The 21645-nt window shown below is 67.2% G+C and carries 18 protein-coding genes; 12 read left to right on the top strand and 6 right to left on the bottom strand.

Annotated elements, in window-relative coordinates; all coding sequences use genetic code 11:
- Window positions 1-266: 266 nt before the first annotated feature.
- From AC5P7X_RS08950 to AC5P7X_RS08940, 3 genes are all read right to left on the bottom strand, one after another.
- Window positions 267-2297, bottom strand: coding sequence for an NADPH-dependent 2,4-dienoyl-CoA reductase (locus AC5P7X_RS08950; RefSeq protein WP_329841340.1), 2031 nt, complete (start codon window positions 2295-2297; stop codon window positions 267-269).
- Between the two features lie 269 nt (window positions 2298-2566).
- A complete protein-coding gene (gene yczE / locus AC5P7X_RS08945; protein WP_171957862.1) occupies window positions 2567-3199 on the bottom strand; it encodes a membrane protein YczE in 633 nt (210 codons plus the stop codon).
- Between the two features lie 158 nt (window positions 3200-3357).
- Window positions 3358-4377 (bottom strand): zinc-binding alcohol dehydrogenase family protein, encoded by a 1020-nt coding sequence (locus tag AC5P7X_RS08940; protein ID WP_329841342.1) that lies wholly within the window; start codon window positions 4375-4377, stop codon window positions 3358-3360.
- Window positions 4378-4734: 357 nt separating this feature from the next.
- On the opposite strand from AC5P7X_RS08940, the gene AC5P7X_RS08935 reads away from it, so the two are divergent.
- The 4 genes from AC5P7X_RS08935 (at window position 4735) to AC5P7X_RS08920 (ending at window position 7798) form a co-directional block, all read left to right on the top strand.
- Window positions 4735-5826 (top strand): OmpA family protein, encoded by a 1092-nt coding sequence (locus tag AC5P7X_RS08935; RefSeq protein ID WP_049416163.1) that lies wholly within the window; start codon window positions 4735-4737, stop codon window positions 5824-5826.
- 218 nt (window positions 5827-6044) lie between these two features.
- Window positions 6045-6551: a hypothetical protein gene (locus tag AC5P7X_RS08930; protein ID WP_005408235.1), complete on the top strand. Its 507-nt coding sequence runs from the start codon at window positions 6045-6047 to the stop codon at window positions 6549-6551.
- A gap of 20 nt (window positions 6552-6571) precedes the next feature.
- Complete coding sequence (locus AC5P7X_RS08925; protein WP_495214738.1) at window positions 6572-7378, top strand: pseudouridine synthase; 807 nt, start codon at window positions 6572-6574, stop codon at window positions 7376-7378.
- Window positions 7379-7462: 84 nt separating this feature from the next.
- A complete protein-coding gene (locus AC5P7X_RS08920) occupies window positions 7463-7798 on the top strand; it encodes a hypothetical protein (RefSeq protein WP_053501208.1) in 336 nt (111 codons plus the stop codon).
- Between the two features lie 118 nt (window positions 7799-7916).
- Here the strand turns inward: AC5P7X_RS08920 and kbl are convergent, their stop codons facing one another.
- Window positions 7917-9125 carry a glycine C-acetyltransferase gene (kbl, locus tag AC5P7X_RS08915; RefSeq protein ID WP_005415440.1) on the bottom strand — a complete coding sequence of 403 codons (1209 nt, stop codon included), beginning with the start codon at window positions 9123-9125 and terminating at the stop codon, window positions 7917-7919.
- A 205-nt stretch (window positions 9126-9330) separates the two neighbouring features.
- Between kbl and AC5P7X_RS08910 the strand changes: the two genes are divergently transcribed.
- Window positions 9331-10026, top strand: coding sequence for a TorF family putative porin (locus AC5P7X_RS08910; protein ID WP_111176494.1), 696 nt, complete (start codon window positions 9331-9333; stop codon window positions 10024-10026).
- Between the two features lie 130 nt (window positions 10027-10156).
- Here the strand turns inward: AC5P7X_RS08910 and tdh are convergent, their stop codons facing one another.
- Window positions 10157-11179 (bottom strand): L-threonine 3-dehydrogenase, encoded by a 1023-nt coding sequence (gene tdh / locus AC5P7X_RS08905; protein ID WP_005415442.1) that lies wholly within the window; start codon window positions 11177-11179, stop codon window positions 10157-10159.
- Between the two features lie 308 nt (window positions 11180-11487).
- Here tdh and AC5P7X_RS08900 point away from each other — a divergent pair, with 308 nt between their 5' ends.
- The 7 genes from AC5P7X_RS08900 (at window position 11488) to AC5P7X_RS08870 (ending at window position 20089) form a co-directional block, all read left to right on the top strand.
- On the top strand, window positions 11488-13650 hold the full coding sequence (locus tag AC5P7X_RS08900; RefSeq protein WP_005415443.1) for a S46 family peptidase: 2163 nt from the start codon (window positions 11488-11490) through the stop codon (window positions 13648-13650).
- A gap of 200 nt (window positions 13651-13850) precedes the next feature.
- On the top strand, window positions 13851-14495 hold the full coding sequence (locus AC5P7X_RS08895) for a histidine phosphatase family protein (RefSeq protein ID WP_005415444.1): 645 nt from the start codon (window positions 13851-13853) through the stop codon (window positions 14493-14495).
- A 41-nt stretch (window positions 14496-14536) separates the two neighbouring features.
- Entirely contained in the window at window positions 14537-15808 is a 1272-nt protein-coding gene (gene folC / locus AC5P7X_RS08890) for a bifunctional tetrahydrofolate synthase/dihydrofolate synthase (RefSeq protein WP_070490517.1), read from the top strand.
- An 80-nt stretch (window positions 15809-15888) separates the two neighbouring features.
- Window positions 15889-16932: an SPOR domain-containing protein gene (locus AC5P7X_RS08885; RefSeq protein WP_069138935.1), complete on the top strand. Its 1044-nt coding sequence runs from the start codon at window positions 15889-15891 to the stop codon at window positions 16930-16932.
- A 46-nt stretch (window positions 16933-16978) separates the two neighbouring features.
- On the top strand, window positions 16979-17758 hold the full coding sequence (locus AC5P7X_RS08880) for a CvpA family protein (RefSeq protein ID WP_053500135.1): 780 nt from the start codon (window positions 16979-16981) through the stop codon (window positions 17756-17758).
- Window positions 17759-17788: 30 nt separating this feature from the next.
- The gene (gene purF / locus AC5P7X_RS08875) at window positions 17789-19255 is read left to right on the top strand and encodes an amidophosphoribosyltransferase (RefSeq protein WP_065185785.1); all 1467 of its coding nucleotides are present in this window, start codon (window positions 17789-17791) and stop codon (window positions 19253-19255) included.
- A 9-nt stretch (window positions 19256-19264) separates the two neighbouring features.
- Complete coding sequence (locus AC5P7X_RS08870) at window positions 19265-20089, top strand: ferritin-like domain-containing protein (RefSeq protein WP_053500133.1); 825 nt, start codon at window positions 19265-19267, stop codon at window positions 20087-20089.
- 66 nt (window positions 20090-20155) lie between these two features.
- On the opposite strand, the gene AC5P7X_RS08865 is transcribed toward AC5P7X_RS08870, so the two are convergent.
- The gene (locus tag AC5P7X_RS08865; protein ID WP_329841354.1) at window positions 20156-21613 is read right to left on the bottom strand and encodes a T6SS phospholipase effector Tle1-like catalytic domain-containing protein; all 1458 of its coding nucleotides are present in this window, start codon (window positions 21611-21613) and stop codon (window positions 20156-20158) included.
- Window positions 21614-21645 lie beyond the last annotated feature (32 nt).

Raw genomic sequence — 21645 nt, 5'->3', positions numbered from 1 at the left:
CCGGTTCCGGCCGCGGGGCGACAGGAGGTGGGGGACGACTTGGCGTCATGGGGAGGCGGCCATCGGGGCCGCCCCGTGGGCAGCCCCAAAAGAAACGATCAGTACCGATCGTGGGGACTGCGCCGGCTCACCGGAAACTGGCTGGTGAGCGGAAAGATGGCGCAAGGTAGGGGGGCATAGCCGAACGCATCGTGAACCGCTCGGCTTGACATTCAGGTTCAACCGGGGTGACGGAAATCACATTCCGTCCCCCATTCAGGCGCTCATCAGAGCGCGGCGGCGACCCGGCTGCCCTGGTCGATGGCGCGTTTCGCATCGAGTTCGGCGGCCACGTCGGCACCGCCGATCAGCTGCGCGTTGATGCCGGCCGCCTGCAGTTCGGCCTGCAGCGTGCGGTTCGGTTCCTGCCCGGCGCAGATCACCACATGGTCGACCGGCAGCAGCTGTTCGCTGCCGTCCACGCGGATGCGCAGGCCCTCGTCGTCCACCCCCAGGTACTCGACGCCACCGAGCATGCGCACGCCCTTGGCCTTCAGCGTGGCGCGATGGATCCAGCCGGTGGTCTTGCCCAGCCGCGCGCCCGGCTTGCCCGGGCTGCGCTGCAGCAGCCACAAGCGCCGCGGTGACGGCTCGACCTCGGGCCGACCCAGCGAGCCGCGTGCCTCGAAGCTGGGGTCCACGCCCCATTCGGCCATCCAGCGCTGCGGATCCAGCGAGGGGGATTCACCGGCGTGGCTGAGGAATTCGCCGACATCGAAGCCGATGCCGCCGGCGCCGATGATCGCCGCATTGGCGCCCACTTCGACCCGTCCCAGCAGCACGTCCAGGTAGCTCACCACCTTGGCGTGATCGGCACCGGGGAAATCGACCTTGCGCGGGGTGATGCCGGTGGCCAGCACCACCTCGTCGAAGCCAGCCAGTTGGGAAGCGTCGACGCGGGTGCCCAGGCGCAGCTGTACGCCGGTCTCCTGCAGCGCGTGGCGGAAGTAGCGCAGGGTCTCGTGGAACTCTTCCTTGCCGGGGATGCGCTTGGCCACGTTGAACTGGCCGCCGATCTCATCATTGGCATCGAACAGGGTGACCTGGTGGCCACGCTGGGCAGCGACAATGGCGCAGGCCAGGCCGGCGGGGCCGGCGCCGACCACCGCAACCTTCTTCGGCGTAGCAGTGGGACGATAGACCAGCTCGGTCTCGTGGGCGGCGCGCGGATTGACCAGGCAGCTGGCCAGCTTGTTCTCGAACACGTGGTCCAGGCAGGCCTGGTTGCAGGCAATGCAGGTGTTGATCGCCTCCGCGCGGCCGGCACGGGCCTTGTTCGGCCACTGCGGGTCGGCCAGCAGCGGGCGTGCCAGCGACACCATGTCGGCGCCGCCACCGGCCAGGATGCGTTCGGCAACGTCGGGCATGTTGATGCGGTTGGTCGCCACCAGCGGTACCTTCACATGCGGCTTGAGCTTGGCGGTGACGCCGGCAAAGGCCGCGCGCGGCACCGAGGTGGCGATGGTCGGAATGCGCGCTTCGTGCCAGCCGATGCCGGAATTGATGATCGTTGCGCCAGCCGCCTCGATCGCCTGCGCCTGTTGAACGATCTCGTCCCAGTCGCTGCCGTCGTCGACCAGATCCACCAGTGACAGGCGGTAGATGATGATGAAGTCCGGGCCACAGGCCTCGCGGATGCGGCGCACGATCTCGACCGCGAAGCGCATGCGCTGGCGCGCGTCGCCGCCCCAGGCATCGGCGCGCTTGTTGGTGCGCGGGGCGATGAACTCGTTGATGAGGTAGCCCTCCGAGCCCATCACTTCCACGCCGTCGTAGCCGGCCTCACGGGCCAGCTTCGCGCTGCGAGCGTAGTCGGCGATATGGCGCTCTACGCCGCTGGCCGACAATGCGCGCGGGGTGAACGGGTTGATCGGTGCCTTCAGCTTCGACGGTGCCACCGACAACGGGTGGTAGGCATAGCGGCCGGCATGCAGCAACTGCAGGCAGATCTTCGCGCCGTGCTGGTGCGCGGCGGCGGTGAGCTGGCGGTGCGGCCGCACTTCCCAGGGCCAGGACAGCTTGCCACCGAATGGCTTCAGCCAACCGACCACATTGGGCGCGAAGCCGCCGGTGACGATCAGGCCGACGCCGCCCTCGGCGCGCTCGGCGAAGTAGGCCGCCAGCCGTGGGAAGTCGCGGGCGCGATCTTCCAGGCCGGTGTGCATCGAACCCATCAGGACGCGGTTGCGCAGCTGGGTGAAGCCCAGATCCAGCGGGGCGAACAGGTGGGGATAGGCGCTTTCGTTGGCTGGCGACATGGTCGATACGCTTGCGTACGGAAGCGCGAAGCGTGCCGCGAAACGGCGGCCGGGGCAAGGGCCGCTTCTTTGGGAGGGCTGGCCGCTGTCTGACGGTTTGGTAGTGCCGGCCGCTGGCCGGGTGCGCTCGGCACATGCGTGCTGTCGCTCCCGCGTTTCGCTGCGCGAATCGCGGGCCCCACTCACCGGCCTCCAACCCCCGCGCCTGCGGCGCTGCCCCCGAACTGCGGGGGCGGTAGTGCCGGCCGCTGGCCGGCATTGCGGTCAACTCAGGGCGATTGCGGTTGCCGGCCAGCGGCCGGCACTACCGGAGCAGGCCGACCGATCCCGAACCAGCCCAGCGTCACTCCGCACAGCGGCCCGATCAGCAGGGCGAAGGCGAGGGTGCCGAGGCCGACATTGCCGCCCAGGCACCAGCCCAGCAGCAGTACGCTGCCTTCGATCAGGCTGCGCACCTTCCAGATCGGCCAGCCGGTACGGGCATGCAGACCGGTCATCAGGCCATCGCGTGGCCCCGGGCCAAGGCGGGCACCGATGTACAGGCCGGTGGCCAGCGCCACCAGCAGCATGCCGGCACAGAACATCGCCAGCTGCCAGCCAAGGCCGACGGCCGGCGGCAGCAGCCACAGCCCGAACTGTGCGGAGGGGCCGATCAGCATCACGTTGAGCACGGTGCCGAGGCCCGGCTTCTGCTGCAGGGGCCACCACAGCAGGAGCACCAATGCACCGATGGCATTGGTTGCCAGGCCGAATGACAGCGGCGTCTGCGCGGCGATGCCCTGCGACAGAACATCCCAGGGTGCCACGCCGATGGCGGCGCGGATCATCAGCGAGGCGCCGAAGCCGTACAGGAACAGGCCGGTGATCAATTGCAGCAGGCGCAAGGGCAGGGCGGTGGGCATGGCGGTCCGGGGGGGGCGGGGATCTGTTTCCACCGTATCGCCGTTTCTGCGTCATCCATAGATACAGATGCCGGCCAATCCGCCGCTACAGGTAGCGTCGATCCCGCGTAGAGGCTGTGGTGTAGAGCCGAGCCCCTGATCGGCTCCGCACTGCGGCGTCAGTCGTCCCAGCCGACCAGCGCCAGCTTGCCCACCGTGCGCCCGCTGGCCAGGCGCTGATGCGCGATGTCCAGGTTGGCCGCATTGATCGTGCCCAGCGTCTCATTGAGCGTACCGCGCAGCTGGCCGGCATCGATCATGCTGGCCGCACGGCTGAGGATGCGGTGCTGTTCGATGCAGTCGGCGGTGGCGAAGCGCGAACGCGCGAACATGAATTCCCAGTGGATGCCGATGCATTTGGCCTTGTAGGGATCGCCGATGCGCAGTGCACCCCGCGGCTCGACGATCAGGCCGACGTGGCCCTGCGGTGCCAGCAGCTGGCCCAGTTCATCCCAGTAGTGGTCGGTGTCGGCCAGATTGAGCGCGACCTGCACCGCATCGATGCCCAGCGCCTGCAACTGGGGCTGCAGTGTCTGCCGATGGTCGATCACATGCGCGGCCCCCATCTGTCGGCACCAGTCGATCGAGGCCTCGCGCGAGGCGGTGGCGATCACCTCGAAACCGGCATGGCGTGCCAGCTGGATCGCCATCGAGCCGACGCCGCCGGCGCCGCCGATCACCAGCAGGTGCTGGCCCACGTGGCGGCGGCCATCGAGCTGCAGCGGCATGCGCTGGAACAGCAGTTCCCAGGCTGTGAGAGTGGTCAGCGGCAGCGCGGCCGCTTCAGCGAAATCGAGCGTGGTCGGCTTGCGGGCGACCAGGCGCTCATCAACCCACTGGTACTGGGCGTTGCAGCCCGGTCGGGTCACGTCACCGGCGAAGTAGACCTCGTCACCGGAGGCGAACAGGCTGGCCTCGTCACCGATGGCTTCGACCACGCCGGCTGCGTCCCAGCCGAGCACCCGGGGAACCTCAAGGGTGGCCGGATCGGTGGCGGCCCGCTGCTTGCCATCGACGGGGTTGACCGAAACCGCTTCGATCCGCACCAGCAGATCGCGGCCGCGAGGAGGCAGCGGCGGTGGCAGGAGGACATCACGCAGGGCGGGCGCGTATTCACGACTCAGGGCGACGGCTTTCATCACGGCTCCGGCTGGGTTCGTGATCCCATCATAAGGTTCCTCACGTTTCCTCAGACGCGCTGAACCGTGTGATGCAGCACGTTGCGCAATATGTCGCTTCTCGCACCTAAACCCCGTCAAACCCTTGCAGCGTGTGGGTCTTGCGGATTTTCATAATCCTGTATAGGGTTTCAACGTCGGACCGGTGGACGGTCGGGCGCAACACTTCACATGTTACGGGACTGTTAACATGGCCTTCACCCGCCTGAGCATAATGTTCGCGGCGGTGGCGTGCTGAATCGGCTGTCGAACATCGACGCACTAGTGCTGGCCCATGCCTCTACCGGTTTCATACCCCCGAAATAGGAGCTGTACTCAATGAACAAGAAGATCCTTACTGCCGCGCTGCTGGGCGGCCTGGCTTTCGCCCAGGCAGCTTCTGCGCAGGAGTTCGATGACCGCTGGTACCTGACCGGTTCGGCCGGCTTCAACTTCCAGGACAGCGACCGTCTGACCAATGACGCTCCGTTCGTGACCCTGGGCCTGGGTAAGTTCATCAGCCCGAACTGGTCGCTGGACGGTGAGCTGAACTACCAGAACCCGAACTTCGACAGCAACCAGGACCTGAACTGGTCGCAGTACGGCGTCTCGCTGGACCTGCGTCGCCACTTCATCAAGGAAGGCCGCGGCTGGAACCCGTACATCGTCGGTGGCCTGGGCTACCAGAAGTCGGAAGAAGAGTACGCTGCGCTCGACAACAACGGCCCGCGCCAGCGTAAGGACGGCAATGTTGCTGCCAAGCTGGGCGTCGGCCTGCAGACCACCTTCGAGAAGCGTGTTGCTGTCCGCGCCGAAGTGGCCTACCGCGCTGACTTCGACGACCAGAGCATCGCCGCACGTGACGAAAGCTGGTTCGGCGACGTGCTGGCTTCGGTCGGCGTCGTGATCCCGCTGGGCCCGGCTCCGGTCGCGGCTGCTCCGGCTCCGGCTCCGGTTGCCCCGAGCTGCGCCGACCTGGACGACGACGGTGACGGCGTCAACAACTGCGACGACAAGTGCCCGAACTCGCAGCCGGGTCAGACCATCGGTCCGGACGGTTGCCCGGTTCCGGTCTCCATCGACCTGAAGGGCGTCAACTTCGACTTCGACAAGTCGAACCTGCGTCCGGACGCCGTGGCGATCCTGAGCGAAGCCACCGAGATCCTGAAGCGTTACCCGGATCTGCGCGTTGAAGTTGCCGGTCACACCGACTCGAAGGGTACCGACGCTTACAACCAGAAGCTGTCGGAGCGTCGTGCTACCGCCGTGTACAACTACCTGACCAAGAACGGCGTTGACGCCGGTCGCCTGGTCGGCCCGATCGGCTACGGCGAGAGCCGTCCGATTGCTCCGAACACCAACCCGGATGGTTCGGACAACCCGGAAGGTCGCGCCAAGAACCGTCGTACCGAGCTGAACGTCCAGAACTAAGTTCTGACGCTCTGCCCGTAGGACACAGCAGGACCCGGCTTCGGCCGGGTCTTGTTGTTTCTGCGGGCAGGACGCTCGCCTGTGACGCGGCAAGGCAACCGTTCGTCGGTCTTTTCTCCGTAAAACCAATAAGTTGTCGTATTCATTGAAAGTGGCGCTTGAAAGCTGACGCGGCATTGCTAAACTCGCCGCGTCACTTCCTTCCGTGGATGCCCCTCATGCTGCGCTCTGCATCGGCCGCCGTCCTGGCGCTGGCCCTGGTTCCCGCCGCCCACGCTGCGGTCGATTGCTCGGTCAACACCAGCGCCTCGCCGCTGCCGTTGCCGGCCACGACCATCGCGCCAGTGGCCGACGAGCTGTACATCCGTGGCAACCAGCTGGGCATGCCGGCCGGTGTGCTGAGCAGCAACTACGATCCGTCGCAGTCGCTGGACCAGGTGCTGCAGCGCCTGCGCATCGACGGCTGCCAGAACATCGCCAAGGCCATTCCGAGCGCACCGGCGGTGAAGCCGAACGATCCGGCGGCCTACAAGCCGCAGACCGAATTCGACAACACGCCCTGGCGCTTCGACATGAGCCAGAACGGCAAGCGCATGACCGCCGAAGAGTTCGACGCCTGGATGAAGGCGCGCGGCGTTCGCGTGGTCAAGGCGCGTCCGGCTCCGGCCGCCACTCCGGCCCCGGCCGAAGCACCGGCTGAGACCAAGCCGGTCGACAAGAAGTAAGCGCCGCGGGGAGCAGAGGCTTGCGCACGCGCCGCCCACCTGCCGCCCCCGCCGCCCGCTCCCGCGCACCGCGTGGGCGTGCGACTCCGGATGTCTCCAGTGGCGTGCGCCATGGCCTGGCGCGCGTGCTGTCCAAGGCGGGTGTGTGCTCGCGCAGCGAGGCCGCGCGCTGGATTGCCGAGGGCCGCGTACGCGTGTCCGGCCGCATCGTTCGTGATCCCGAGTTCCCGATTGCCAGTCCGCCCCCGCCGATCGAGGTCGACGGCCAGCCGATGGGGGCGCCGCAGCGCCTGTACCTGATGCTCAACAAGCCGCGCGGGGTGGTCACCACGGCGCAGGACGAGCGTGGTCGCGACACCGTGTATCGCTGCTTCGATGGTGCCGGCCTGCCGTGGATCGCGCCCGTCGGGCGCCTGGACAAGGCCAGCGAAGGCTTGCTGTTGTTCAGCAATGATCCGCAGTGGGCGGCGCACCTGACCGATCCGGATACCGGCCCGCAGAAGACCTATCACGTGCAGGTGGATCGTCTGCCCGATGAGGACACCCTGGCCGCGCTGCGCGCCGGTGTCGAAGACGCGGGCGAGCTCCTCGCCGCCCGTGCCGTGCGCGTACTGCGCAGTGGCGACAAGACCGCATGGCTGGAGGTGGTCCTCGACGAGGGCCGCAACCGCCATATCCGCCGCCTGTTGGCGGCCTTCGACCTGCAGGTGCTGCGCCTGGTCCGGGTCGCGATCGGTGGGCTGGTGCTCGGCGATCTCGGCAAGGGCCAGTGGCGGGTTCTGCAGGTCAGCGACCAGCAGCGGCTGGGGGCCGCTGCACCGGGCTGATCATCGCCCGTGGCCGGCAGTTGCCGGCCGCCGTTCCAGGCGTAGGGGGCGCCTGGCTGTCGACATTCCCGAACGGAGCCTGCCATGTACCACCTGACCCTCAATCAAACCCTGCGCTGTGCAGGCCTGCTGCTGCCGATGGTGCTGCTGGCCGCCTGCGGCGGCCACAAGAAGGTGGCCAAGGCGGAAACGCCTGCCGAGACCCCGGTGGTGGAAGTGAAGACCCCGGAGCTGGATGGTCGCGGCAGTTACCGCTTCCTGATGAGCAACGGCGACAAGAAGATGACCGCCGATGAGTTCGATGCCTGGATGAAGGCCAACGGAATCCGCGTTGCCAAGGGCAATGGCCAGGACGCTGCCGCCAAGCCGGTAGTGGTGGCCAGCAAGGAAGAGCCGAAGGGCAAGAAGAAAAAGAAATGACGCGCGTCGCGCGTCATTTCGGTAGCGCCGGGCCGTGCCCGGCGAGCGCATAGCACGGCTATCGGGAAACCGCCGGGCATGGCCCGGCGCTACCCGTGGGGATCCGACCCCGGGGCGATCAGCCCTTGACCACGCCCAGTTCGACACCGATGCGGGTGAACGCATCAATCGCCCGGTCCAGGTGCTCGCGGCTGTGCGCGGCGCTGATCTGGGTACGGATGCGGGCCTGGCCCTTGGGCACCACCGGGAAGAAGAAGCCGATCGCGTAGATGCCTTCTTCCAGCAGGCGCTCGGCGAACTTCTGCGCCAACGGTGCGTCATACAGCATCACCGGGCTGATCGGATGCACGCCCGGCTTCACGTCGAAACCGGCGGCGGTCATCTTCTCGCGGAAGTAGGCGGTGTTCTCGGCCAGGGTGCTGCGCAGGTCGTCAGCGGCAGCCAGCATTTCGAACGCCTTGATGCCGGCGGCCACCACGTGCGGCGGCAGCGAGTTGGAGAACAGGTACGGGCGCGAGCGCTGGCGCAGCAGTTCGATCACCTCGGCGCTGGCGCAGGTGAAGCCGCCCAGTGCGCCGCCCATGGCCTTGCCCAGAGTGCCGGTGATGATGTCGATCTTCTCCAGCACCCCCTTCACTTCGGCCGAGCCGCGGCCGGTGGCGCCAAGGAAGCCGGTGGCGTGGCATTCGTCGATGTGCACCAGGGCGTTGTACTTCTTTGCCAGCGCGGTGATCTCGTCCAGCGGCGCGATGAAGCCATCCATCGAGAAAACGCCGTCGGTGGTGATCAGCTTGGTCTTGCAGCCGGCGGCATCGGCGGCCTGCAGCTGGGCTTCCAGATCGGCCATGTCACAGTTGGCGTAGCGGAAGCGCTTGGCCTTGCACAGGCGCACGCCGTCGATGATCGAAGCATGGTTCAGTGCATCGGAAATGATCGCGTCGTTCTCGCCAAGCAGCGGCTCGAACAGGCCGCCGTTGGCGTCGAAGCAGGCCGCGTACAGGATGGTGTCCTGCTTGCCGAAGAAGTCGGCGATCTGCTTTTCCAGCTGCTTGTGCAGGTCCTGCGTGCCGCAGATGAAGCGCACCGAGGCCATGCCGAAGCCGTGGGTATCGAGTGCGTCCTTGGCGGCCTGGATCAGGTCCGGATGGTCGGCCAGTCCCAGGTAGTTGTTGGCACAGAAATTCAGCACCTTGCGGCCGTCGTCGAGGGTGATCTCGGCCGACTGCGGGCTGGTGATGATCCGCTCGGACTTGAACAGGCCCTGGGCGCGGATGGCGTCCAGTTCCTCGGCGTAGTGGCGGGTCAGGGCGGAGGAGGCGTCGGTCATGGCGTGGGCACGGCTCTGAACGGGAAACCGCTGATTCTACCGGGCATCGCCGCTTGCCGACCGGCCCGGGCGGGGCATCGCCACGGCCGGCACATGTTGCATCGCAATAGCAAAGTGGTTAAAAATTCGTGAACCGGAGCTGTCCCGTTCCGGCCGATACGCCCGCCCTCGGCCTTCCACGCCACCGCCCCCACCGGAGACGCTCATGAAGCACGCCCGTGCCTGCCTCGCCATTGCCGCTGCCTTGACCCTGGCTGCCCCGTTCGCCGCCAGTGCCCAGGAAAACGAATCGCCGTACAGCTGGAACGTCACCGCCGTTTCCGATTACCTGTTCCGTGGTGTCTCGCAGACCGACGAAAAGCCGACCCTACAGGCGGGCTTCACCTACACCTCGCCGGTCGGCCTGTATGCCGGTGTCTGGGGTTCGGGCGTGGACTTTGGTCCGGGCGACCCGAACACCGAGGTCGACTACCAGATCGGTTACGGCGTGGACGTCACCCCGCGCGTCAACTTCGATGTGCTGCTGAACCGCTATACCTACATCGGTGCCAGCAACCAGAACTACAACGAGCTGGTGACCACCACCACGCTGGATGAGACCTACAAGCTGACCGTGGCCTACACCAATGACCAGTGGAACAGCGGCACCGACGGTTGGTACTACGGTGTCGGCGGCCAGTGGGGCCTGCCGCGTGACTTCACCCTCAACGCCAATGTCGGCCGCAGCAGCTTCGAGAAGGGCCTGGCCAAGGACTACACCGACTGGAACGTCGGCGTCAGCCGCCAGTTCGGCCTGTTCAACGTCGGCCTGGGCTACTACGGTACCGACGGCAATGGCCGTGACAACTCGGGCAAGCTGGCACACAGCCGCGTGCTGCTGACCGTGGCCGTCGGCAAGTAACGCCGCAGGCGTTACGGTAGGTGCCAGGCTTGCCTGGCACGCATTGCGAAAAAGGCGCCCATCGGGCGCCTTTTTCAATTTCAAGGTGTGCCGAGCAAGCTCGGCACCCACCCATCGCGTGCGGCGTTGGTCAATTCCAGCTCAATACCACCTTGCCGGCCTTGCCTTCTTCCATCAGGTCGAAACCCTTCTGGAAGTCGTCGATCGGCAGCTGGTGGGTCATCACCTTGCCGAGCGGGAAGCCGGACAGCACCAGCTGGGTCATCTTGTACCAGGTCTCGTACATCTTGCGGCCGTAGATGCCCTGCACGGTCAGGCCCTTGAAGATGATCTTGTCCCAGTCGCAGCCGGCACCCTTGGGCATGATGCCCAGCATGGCGATCTTGCCACCGTGGTACATGCAGTCGAGCATGTCGTTGAACGCACGAGGGTTGCCGCTCATTTCCAGGCCCACATCGAAGCCCTCCATGTGCAGTTCCTTCATCACGTCCTTCAGCGACTGGTTGGCGACGTTGACCACCCGGGTGGCGCCCATGTCGGCGGCCAGCTTCAGGCGGAAGTCGTTGACGTCGGTCACCACCACGTTGCGCGCACCGATGTGCTTGCAGATGCCGGCAGCGATGATGCCGATCGGGCCCGCGCCGGTGATCAGCACGTCCTCACCGATCACGTCGAATTCCAGTGCGCAGTGCGCTGCGTTGCCGTACGGGTCGAAGAACGCGGCCAGCTCCGACGGGATCTGGTCCGGGATCGGCCACAGGTTGCTGGCCGGCATCACCATGTATTCGGCAAAGGCGCCATTGACGTTGACGCCGATGCCGACGGTGTTCGGGCACAGGTGCGGGCGGCCGCCGCGGCAGTTGCGGCAGTGGCCGCAGACGATGTGGCCTTCGGCCGAGACGCGCTGGCCGATCTCGTAGCCGGTCACGCCCGGGCCGATTTCGGCAATGCGGCCGACAAATTCATGGCCGATGGTCAGGCCCGGCTTGATCGTGCGCTGGCTCCACTCGTCCCACAGGTAGATGTGCAGGTCGGTACCGCAGATCGCGGTCTTCTCGAGCTTGATCAACACCTGGTTGGGGCCCGGAGTCGGCACCGGAACCTCTTCCATCCAGATGCCCTTGGCTGCTTCGCGCTTGACCAGGGCCTTCATCGTTTGCTGCGCCATCGGGGTGGAACTCATCAGGGGGAAAGCGCGGATTATAGGGTGCCGCGCGGATTTCCCATGTTGCGCTGCGGGTGCAGTGGCGGAACGAAAGGCGTGCGCCGGCGGGCGTTTCGAACGTACTGCGAACAGCGGCGCCTCCCTGATTCCGGGGCAGGGTGACCACGCCCCCTCTGGACGATTCCGTGTGCGCGGCCGATGTGCGCAGAGCAAGAAGCAGGCCCATGACTTCCGGGGTTCGGGCCGGGGCAGGGCGGCGGGCTACAATCGAGGGTTCCACTACCAGGGGCCGCTCCATGCGCTCGAACCTGCTTGCATTCTCCATCGTCGCCAGCCTTGGGCTGGTCCAGGTCGCCCACGCCGCAGAAGGCATGTGGGTGCCGCAGCAGCTGCCGGAAATTGCCGGGCCGCTGCAGAAGGCCGGCCTGAAGCTGTCCCCGGAGCAGCTGGCCGACCTGACCGGTGACCCGATGGGTGCGGTGGTTGCGCTGGGGGGCTGCACTGCCAGCTTCGTTTCGCCGCAGGGCCTGGTGGTCACCAACCACCACTGCGCGTATGGCGCCATCCAGCTGAATTCGACCGCGCAGAAGAACCTGATCAAGGACGGCTTCAACGCGCCGACCCTGAAGGACGAACTGAGCGCCGGCCCGAACGCCCGCGTGTTCGTGCTCGACCAGATCACCGACGTCACCGCCCAGGCCAAGGCCGCCATCGCCGCCGCCGGCAACGACCCGCTGGCCCGCAGTCGCGCGCTGGACGCCTTCGACAAGGCCCAGGTTGCCGCCTGTGAAGCCGATGCCGGCTTCCGCTGCCGCCTGTACAGCTTCTCCGGCGGCAACACCTATCGCCTGTTCCGCAACATGGAAATCAAGGACGTGCGCCTGGTCTACGCGCCCCCGGGCAGCGTCGGCAAGTTCGGCGGCGACGTCGACAACTGGATGTGGCCGCGCCACACCGGCGATTTCTCGTTCTACCGCGCCTACGTCGGCAAGGACGGCAAGCCGGCCGCCTTCGCCGCCGACAACGTGCCATACCAGCCCAAGCACTTCCTGAAGTTCGCCGACCAGCCGCTGGGCGCCGACGACTTCGTGATGGTGGCCGGCTACCCGGGCCGCACCAACCGCTACGCGCTGGCCGGTGAGTTCAACGAAACCGCCAGCTTCACCTACCCGACCATCGCCAAGCACTACAACGCCGTGCTGAAGATGATCGCCGACGCCGGCAAGGCCGACGCCGACGTCAAGGTGAAGTACGCTGCCACCGCCGCCAGCATGAACAACGTGGCCAAGAACTACCTGGGCCAGCTGGAAGGCTTCAAGCGCATCGACGCCGCCGGCCAGAAGCAGGCTGAAGAAGCTGCCGTGCTGGCCTGGCTGAAGAAGCAGGGTGCCGCCGGCAAGCCGGCCCTGGCGGCGCACGCGCAGCTGGTCAAGCACCTGGATACCAGCAAGGCGACCCGCGAGCGCGACCTGTTCGTCGGCCAGTTCAACAACACCTCGGCCGTTGGTGCGGCAATCACCCTGTACCGCCTGTCGATCGAGCGCAGCAAGCCGGATGCCGAGCGCGAAGCCGGTTACCAGGAACGCGACCTGACCACCATCGAAGGTGGCCTCAAGCAGATGGACCGCCGCTATGTGGCGAAGATGGACCAGCAGCTGCAGGCCTACTGGCTGGAGCAGTACGTGGCCCTGCCGGCCGCGCAGCGCGACAATGAAGTGCTGAACAAGTGGCTGGCCGGTAGCGATGCCAACGCAGTCAAGGCGCTGGTGGGCAAGCTGTCGGGCACCGAGCTCGGCAGCCTGGACGCACGCCTGAAATGGTTCAAGGCCGACCGTGCCACATTCGAAGCCAGCAGCGATCCGGCCATCCAGTACGCCGTGGCTGTCATGCCGGCACTGCTGAAGCAGGAAGAGCAGAAGAAGATCCGCGAAGGTGAATCGCTGACCGCGCGTCCGCTGTACCTGCAGGCCGTGGCCGACTACAAGAAGAGCCAGGGCGAGTTCGTCTACCCGGACGCCAACCTGTCGCTGCGCATCACCTTCGGCAACGTCATGGGCTACGGCAAGGACGGCGTGAAGTACACCCCGTTCACCACCCTGGAAGGCGTGGCGGCGAAGGAAACCGGTGAAGATCCGTTCGATTCGCCGAAGGCGCTGCTCGATGCGGTCAAGGCCAAGCGTTATGGCGGCCTGGAAGACAAGCGCATCGGTTCGGTGCCGGTGAACTTCCTGTCCAACCTGGACATCACCGGCGGCAATTCGGGTTCGCCGGTGCTGGACGCCAACGGCAAGCTGGTCGGCCTGGCATTCGATGGCAACTGGGAATCGGTCAGCTCCAACTGGGTGTTCGACCCGGTGATGACCCGCATGATCGCCGTCGACAGCCGCTACATGCAGTGGATCATGCAGGAAGTGGCGCCGGCGCCGCAGCTGCTGAAGGAACTGAACCTGGCGAAATAAACCGGTTGCGGTAGTGCCGGCCGCTGGCCGGCAAACCCGACCCGATGGCCGGGAATTCCGAAACCCCGCGACCCACGTCGCGGGGTTTTTTCATGCCCGCCCCGACCCGGCGCGCCGAACAGGTATCATCCGTGTTCCGCGCACTTCACAGGATGTGAACGAAACGCGGGAACCTCCTCCCCCCAGGACCCCTTGCACGCATGCGCATCCTGCTTGCCCGCCACGGTGAAACGCCGTGGAACGCCGAAGGCCGCTATCAGGGCCAGATCGACATCCCGCTGTCGCCGATCGGCGAAGCCCAGGCCCAGGCACTGGGTGCCCGCCTGGCCTCGGTCGACATCACCCGTGCCGTCGCCTCGCCGCTGTCGCGCGCGCAGCGCACCGCGCAGCTGGCGCTTGGCGCCGCCCGTGCCGACATGCTGCTGACCGAGCCGGAACTGCAGGAAATCGCCCACGGCGAATGGGAAGGGCTGCTGGCCAGCGAGATCCACGAGAAGGATCCGTCGCGCCTGCAGGCCTGGCGCGAGGAGCCGGATACCGTGTTGATGCCCGGCGGCGAATCGCTGCGCCTGGTGCTGGAGCGCAGCTGGCGCGGCCTGGCCCGCGCCACCGACGGCCTCGGCGAGCACGACACCCTGCTGGTGGTTGCCCATGACGCGGTGAACCGCGTGATCCTGTGCAAGGTGCTGGGCCTGCCGATCTCCCGCCTGTGGACCTTCCGCCAGGCACCGACCACGCTCAACCTGCTCGAAGGCGCCGACCTTGACAGCCTGGAAGTGGTGCGCCTGAACGACTGCGCGCACCACACGCCGTTCTTCGGCGAAGCCAAGCACCGCGCACTCTGATCGATCCCCTCGCACCAACTGCTTCTGCTGGAACCGCTGCCGTGACGAACACCCCGACCACCCTGGCCGACTGGCTGGACTACATTGAACGCCAGCATCCGGCGAGCATCGACATGGGCCTGGAGCGCGTGCGCGCCGTGGCCACGGCGATGGGCCTGGGGGCGCCGGCCAAGCGCACCATCGTGGTCGGTGGCACCAACGGCAAGGGCTCCACCGTGGCCTTCATCGAAGCCATTGCACGTGCCGCCGGCTGGAAGGTCGGCGCGTACACCTCGCCGCACCTGCTGCGCTACAACGAGCGCGTGCGTATCGACGGCCAGGACGTGGACGATGCCGCGCTGGTCGCTGCGTTCAGTGCGGTCGAGGCCGCGCGTGGCGAGACCACGCTGACCTATTTCGAGTACGGCACGCTGGCTGCGCTGCAGCTGTTCGCCGACGCCGGGCTGGACCTGGCGGTGCTGGAAGTGGGCCTGGGCGGCCGCCTGGATGCGGTCAACATCGTCGATGCCGACGTGGCGGTGATCACCACCGTGGACATCGACCACGCCGAATGGCTGGGCGAGGACCGCGAGGCGATCGGCACCGAGAAGGCCGGCATCATCCGCGGCTGGAAGCCGGTGATCCTGGGCGAGACCGACCCGCCCTCGAGCGTGCTCGCGCGTGCCTACCTGGTCGGTGCCAACGCGATCCGCGGCGGCAGCGATTACTTCTACGAGCCGATCGACGCCCAGCGCTGGCGCTGGCGCGATGTCGGCCTGCGCATGGAGCTGCCGACCCCGGCGCTGGCCGGCCCGATCCAGCTGGCCAATGCCGGTGCGGCCATCGCCGCGCTGCGCGCGCTGGACAAGCCGGTGCCGCGCGCGGCGTGGGCCGCCGGTATCGCGGCGGCGCGCATTCCGGGCCGCCTGCAGGCGTTCGAGCGTGGCGGTGTGCAGATCCGCGTCGACGTCGGGCACAACCCGCAGGCGGCGGGCCAGCTGGCGCGCGCGCTGAAGGCCGAGGCGTCGGCCGGGCGCACCTTGGCGGTGTATGCCGCATTGCAGGACAAGGACGCGGCGGGTGTGGTGCAGGCATTGCAGGGCGTGGTTGGCGAGTGGACCCTTGCCGGCCTGGACGGCCCGCGTGGCCAGAGTGCCGCCCAGTTGCAGGCGCGCCTGGCCGAGACCGCTGCTGGCAGCGCGCAGCTGGCCGCTTCGGTCGAACAGGCGCTGGCGCAGGTACTGGCCCGGGCCGAGCGCGGTGACCGCGTACTGGTGTTTGGCTCCTTCCATACCGCTGCCGCCGCGTTGCAGTGGTTGCAGGGCAGCGCCTGAGCCACGTTCAGCCAATCCCGACGCCGTCCGGTCCGGCACCCGTATAATCGACCGCAACCTCCGGACAGTTGCCGCCTCACGTGGATACGCCTCTGAAACAGCGTCTGATTGGTGCCATCGTGCTGGTTGCACTGGCCGTGATTTTCCTGCCGATGCTGGTCAAGGGGCCTGCACCGGACAGCGGCGTGGCCTCGGTGCCGATCGCCGCGCCGGATGCACCGGCCGATGGCCAGTTCGAAACCCGTGAACTGCCGCTGGTGGCCCCGGCCGGTGGGGCTACCGGCCTGCAGACCGGGCAGGCCAAGCCGCTGCAGGAGGCCGCCACGCCGGCCACGCCGCCGACCGTGGACACGTCCCCGGCGGTTGCCGCCGGCAACTACGCCGTCACTTTCGGCGCATACGGCAGCAAGGCCGACGCCGATGCCGTGATCGCCTACCTGCAGCGCTCGCAGCTGCCGGGCTTCGCAGAAGCGACTACCATCAACGGCCGTCAGGCATGGCGTGTGCGCGTGGGGCCGTATGCCGACCGTGCACAGGCCGAGGCGGCCCGGCTGCAGGCGGTGAAGATCCGCGCCGATGTGAAGGCCGAAGTGATCACTCTGGATGCCGCAACGGGCAGCAGCGCCCCGGTGGCAGCTACCCCGGCACCGGCTACGCCAAGCGCCAGTACCCCGTCCGCAGCCACCTCGCCGTCCGCCAGCAGCAACCCGGTGCGCAGCGAAAGCCTGCCGCCGAGTACGCCGACTGCGACGGCCACTCCGGCGGCCAAGCCCGAGCCGCCGAAGCCGGCGCCGAAGCCCGAAACCCCGAAGCCCGAGCCGAAGCCGGAGGCCACTGCCAGCAAGCCGGCGACGGCACCGGCCACGCCGGCTGCACCGGCGGCCAGCGGCGTCGGCTTCGCCGTGCAGCTGGGCGCGTTCGGCCAGGCCAGCGATGCCAATGCGCTGCGTGACAAGGTCCGTGCTGCCGGTTTCAGCGCCTTCGTCGAGCAGGTGCGTACCGAAAAGGGCACCCTGCATCGCGTCCGTGTCGGACCGGTGGCCAACCGGGCTGACGCCGAACAGCTGAAGGCGCAGGTCGCCGCCAAGGTTGGCGTCGCCGGCATGGTCCGACCGCACCCATGACCGACGTGCAGGCCCGTTGCCAGCGCCGCCGAAGGAGCGGGGCGCCATGATCGACGTGGTGCTGCTGATCGTGATCGCTGCCTCGACCCTGCTCGGGATGCTGCGTGGCTTCGTGGGAATCGTCATCGGCACGTTGTCGTGGCTGCTGGCCGCGTGGGCGGCCTTCGCCTTCGGCAACGATGCCGCGCGCTGGTGGGCGGCACCCGCGGCACCTGGCGGCGAACATTTCGTCGGCGGCTACCTGGGCGTGGGCATTGGGGTGATGATCGTGGTTGCGGTGATCGGCATGGTCATCAAGGCGATGATCCACCGCAGCATGCTGACCAGCCTGGACCGGTTGCTGGGCGGTGTACTGGGGGCCGTGCGTGGTGGCCTGATCGCGGCGGTCCTGCTGCTGCTGGCCGGCTTCACCCCGCTGACCGCCGAGCCCTCCTGGAAGCGCTCGGCGGTTCGCCCGGTGCTGAATCCGGCCGTGGCCTGGATGAACGGGAAGCTGCCGCACTGGCAGGTACCCGGCGCCGACATGCTGCCCAAGGCCTTGCCGACCGACATGCTGTCCCCATCTGCATTGATGGAATTGGGGAAGAATGCAGGCGCCGGGTTGGGAAAGCCGGGCGCGGCAGGCGATAATGGCATCCTCAACCAGGTAGTGGCGGGCGGCGGATGGCTGCGGCCCGCGAAAGCGGAACAGGGCGATGCATACGATCCGGCCGAAGTGCGCCCGGACGCCCCAGCACTGCCGGACAGTATCGAGCCGGACGATCCGGCCAATGTCGACCGCAGGCGCGGCGACCACCGCGGCCAGGTACGGCCACCTTCCTTGTAACTGGGCACAGCCCAGCGGAGACCTCGCACCATGTGTGGCATCGTCGGAATCGTCGGCAACCAGAACGTCGCCGGGCAGTTGTATGACGGCTTGACCGTTCTCCAGCACCGCGGCCAGGACGCGGCAGGTATCGCCACCGCCAATGGCAGCCGCCTGCGGGTGCAGAAGGCCACCGGCCTGGTCCGCGATGTGTTCGACGCTCGCACCATGTCCACGCTGGAAGGCAGCGTCGGCATCGCGCACGTGCGCTATCCGACGGCAGGTTCGGAAGGCATGGACGAGGCACAGCCGTTCTACGTGAATTCACCGTACGGCATCGCGCTGGCCCACAACGGCAACCTGATCAACACCGAGGCGCTGCGCCAGCAGGTGTTCGAACAGGACCGGCGCAACGTCAACACCGATTCGGACAGCGAAGTGCTGTTGAACGTGTTTGCCTACGAACTGGAGCAGCAGCGCCAGCTCAGCCCGGAAGCCGCGATCCGCGCGGTGGCCGGCGTGCATCGCCGCTGCAAGGGCGGCTATGCAGTGGTCAGCGTGGTGCTGGGCCTGGGCCTGGTGGCCTTCCGCGACCCGCATGGCATCCGCCCGCTGGTGCTGGGCAAGCGCAGCCACGCAGAAGGCGAGGAGTACATCGTGGCGTCCGAGTCGGCCGCGCTGGACGTGCTGGGTTTCCAGCGCGTGCGTGACGTGCAGCCGGGCGAAGCGCTGGTGATCACCGCGCGCGGCGAACTGTTCTCGGAAATCTGCGCCGAGCCGGCCGAGCACACCCCGTGCATCTTCGAATACGTGTACTTCGCGCGACCGGATTCGATGATCGACAACGTCTCGGTGCACAAGGCACGCATGCGCATGGGCATCAAGCTGGGCGAGAAGATCCTGCGCCTGCGCCCGGACCACGACATCGACACCATCATCCCGATCCCGGATACCTCGCGCGATGCCGCGCTGGAGATCTCCAATGTGCTCGGGGTGAAGTACCGCGAAGGCTTCATCAAGAACCGCTACATCGGCCGCACCTTCATCATGCCGGGGCAGGGGGAACGCGTGAAGTCGGTGCGCCGCAAGCTCAACCCGATCCACCTGGAGTTCCGCAACCGCGTGGTGCTGCTGGTGGACGATTCGATCGTGCGTGGCACCACCAGCCAGCAGATCGTGCAGATGGCCCGTGATGCCGGCGCGCGCAAGGTCTACCTGGCCAGCGCCGCGCCGCCGGTGCGCTACCCGAACATCTACGGCATCGACATGCCGGCGGCCGAAGAGCTGGTCGCGCACAACCGCACGGTGGAAGAGATCGAGGCCCACCTGGGCTGCGACTGGCTGATCTACCAGGACCTGGAAGACATGGAAGCGGCGGTGAGCGAAGGCAACCCGGCGCTGCGCAGCTTCGATTCGTCCTGCTTCAACGGCCACTACCCGACCGGTATCGAGCCGGGCTACTTCGAGCGCATCCAGCAGTTGCGTTCGGACGATGCCAAGCACAAGCGCCGCGCCTGAGGATCAGGCGTGGTGGATGTGCCCGACGTTGGTGGCGACCTGCTGCGCGCTGCGCAGCAGTGCCTGGCTGAAGCCGATCCGCTGCGCAAGGTCGCATTGACCCAGGCGTATGCGGCCGCGTTCCGTGCCGGTCGCCTGAAGGTGGCCGCGGATGCGCCGCCGCCGGATCCGATCTGCATGCCGGGTCGTCCGGGACGACTGGTGCTGGTGCATCCGCGCGAGGTACCACGGCGTGGACTGGGCGGCGTGGAAGGGCGGGCTGCCTTCATCCACGCCATCGCCCACATCGAGCTCAACGCGATCGACCTGGCCTGGGACGCGGTGTACCGGTTCCGGGGCCTGCCGTCGGCGTTCCATGCTGATTGGGTCAGCTGTGCCGATGACGAATCGCGGCATTTCATGCTGCTGCGCGAGCGCCTGCAGGTGCATGGCCACGACTATGCTGATTTCCCCGCACACAACGGTCTGTGGGAAATGTGCGAAAAGACCGCGCATGACGGCCTGGCGCGCATGGCGCTGGTGCCGCGCGTGCTGGAAGCGCGTGGCCTGGACGTCACCCCGGGCATGATCGAGAAGCTGCGCAATGTCGGTGATGGCGAAACCGCCGATGTGCTGGAGGTGATCCTGCGCGAGGAAGTGGCGCATGTTGCCGCCGGTTCGCGCTGGTATCGCTGGTACTGCGACCGCGCCGGTGTCGAGCCGCGCGCGCGTTTCAAGGAGCTGCTGGTGGAGTACGCCGGCGGCTACCTGCATGGGCCGTTCAACATGGAAGCGCGCCTGCTGGCCGGATTCGATGCGGACGAACTCGCCAACCTGGTCGAGCAGGCCGTTTGAAAAAAGGGGACGGAGGGAATTAAGTCGTTTGTGCCAAAACGACTTAATTCCCTCCGTCCCTTTTTTTCATGCGTTCGGCAGAACCACGCGCTTGCCATCCACCGTTGGACGGTTGATGTAGAACAGGCCCGGGCCCGGCCGGTACGGCAGCTCGCTGACGCCGGCATCGGCGGCGTAGGTCAGTGCGGTGTCGCCCAGCGCGTCGAAGTTCCAGTGCGCCGACTGCATCAGGTAACGCCGCCGCAACAGCGCCTCCTGGGTTTGCGTCAGTGGCTGTCCGGCCACCAGTCGTCGTGCGATGGGTTGCAGGGCGGACGGCAGCTCCCAGCCGGGGACTGCGTTGGCATTGGCCGTCCATCGCACGCCGGCATCAATGGCATGCTGCTGCATCACCTGAAGCGCGATCAGCTGGTAGCGCCAGTCGATGCGCCGGCGCAATACCACGGCCGCCGTCACGTACAGCACCGGTGACAGCAGTACGCTGCGGCTGCCGGCGCGACGCTGTTGCTGCCACTGGTGCCAGACATCCACCCAGACTTCCTTTTCGTCCAGGCCCAGCTGCTGCCGCCAGCGCTCGGCGTCGGCCTGTGCCTCGGCGTAGGCCGTGGTCGCCTGCAGGATCGCCAGCGGTGGCGTCTGGTACTCGGCCACGCTCGGGCGGCGCAGCAGCTGCCGGCGCGGGCGACTGAGCAGCTTGGGCCCTTCTTCGAGCTGGTTGTAGCCGCCGCCGATGTTGGCGTGCACGCCGGGCAGTGCGATCTCGGTGAACGCTGGCGCCACGCTGGTCAATGGATAGTGCTGGCGATGCTCGTCACGCGCGCTCAGTTGCAGCACCTGCCTGGCAACGCCTGCATGCAGCGCGAGGTGAGGTTGTTCGTCGGTGCGGCCACCGCTGACCGCAACCACCGTGTCGAACAGGCCGATGAAGCGCAGCGGCGGATCGGCCGGGGCGAAGTCCGTTGTGCAGGACAGGCCAGCGGCCTGCAACAGCTGCCGCCAGCGGGTGCGATCCCAGGCCTGCAACTGGTTGGCCACATCGCGCGCGGCGGCCGCGCCCCGTGAAAAGCCGAACAGATCCAGCTGCACGCCACGCAGTGGTCGCTGCCAGCGTGCAGCAAGTGCACCCAGTGCCGCCGGCAGCAGCACCTGCAGCGCACGCTGCACTTTGGCGCGCACACCGCTGGCGCCAATGCCGAACGCCAGTCCGATCAGGTCGTCGTCGGCGTCATCGCGGGTACCGACACCTTCCACGTAGATCGACAGGGACGGGGGCGCCGATGTCCCGCTGCGGCTGTCCGGGTACAGCTGCTGCAGGCGGGCGATGTTGGTCAGGCCATTGTCGTAGCTGCTGGTCAACCGGCTCTGGTAGGTCGAATCGTCATCCGCACGCAGCTGCGCCGGGCGCGGCTGCGGCAGCTGGGGCCTGCCACGGGCCAGGTTGTGTGCGTTGTTGCGGGTGCCATCGAAGAACAGCCCGATCCGCAGCAAGCCGACATCTTCGTCCGTGTCCTGCGATGGTGCCATGTGCATTCCCCGTCGTGGCTGCGTCACGGTAG

Source organism: Stenotrophomonas sp. YJH_SMC_53 (assembly GCF_059369995.1).
The sequence above is the reverse complement of the archived record's forward strand: the minus strand, read 5'-3'. Positions and strand labels throughout refer to the sequence as shown.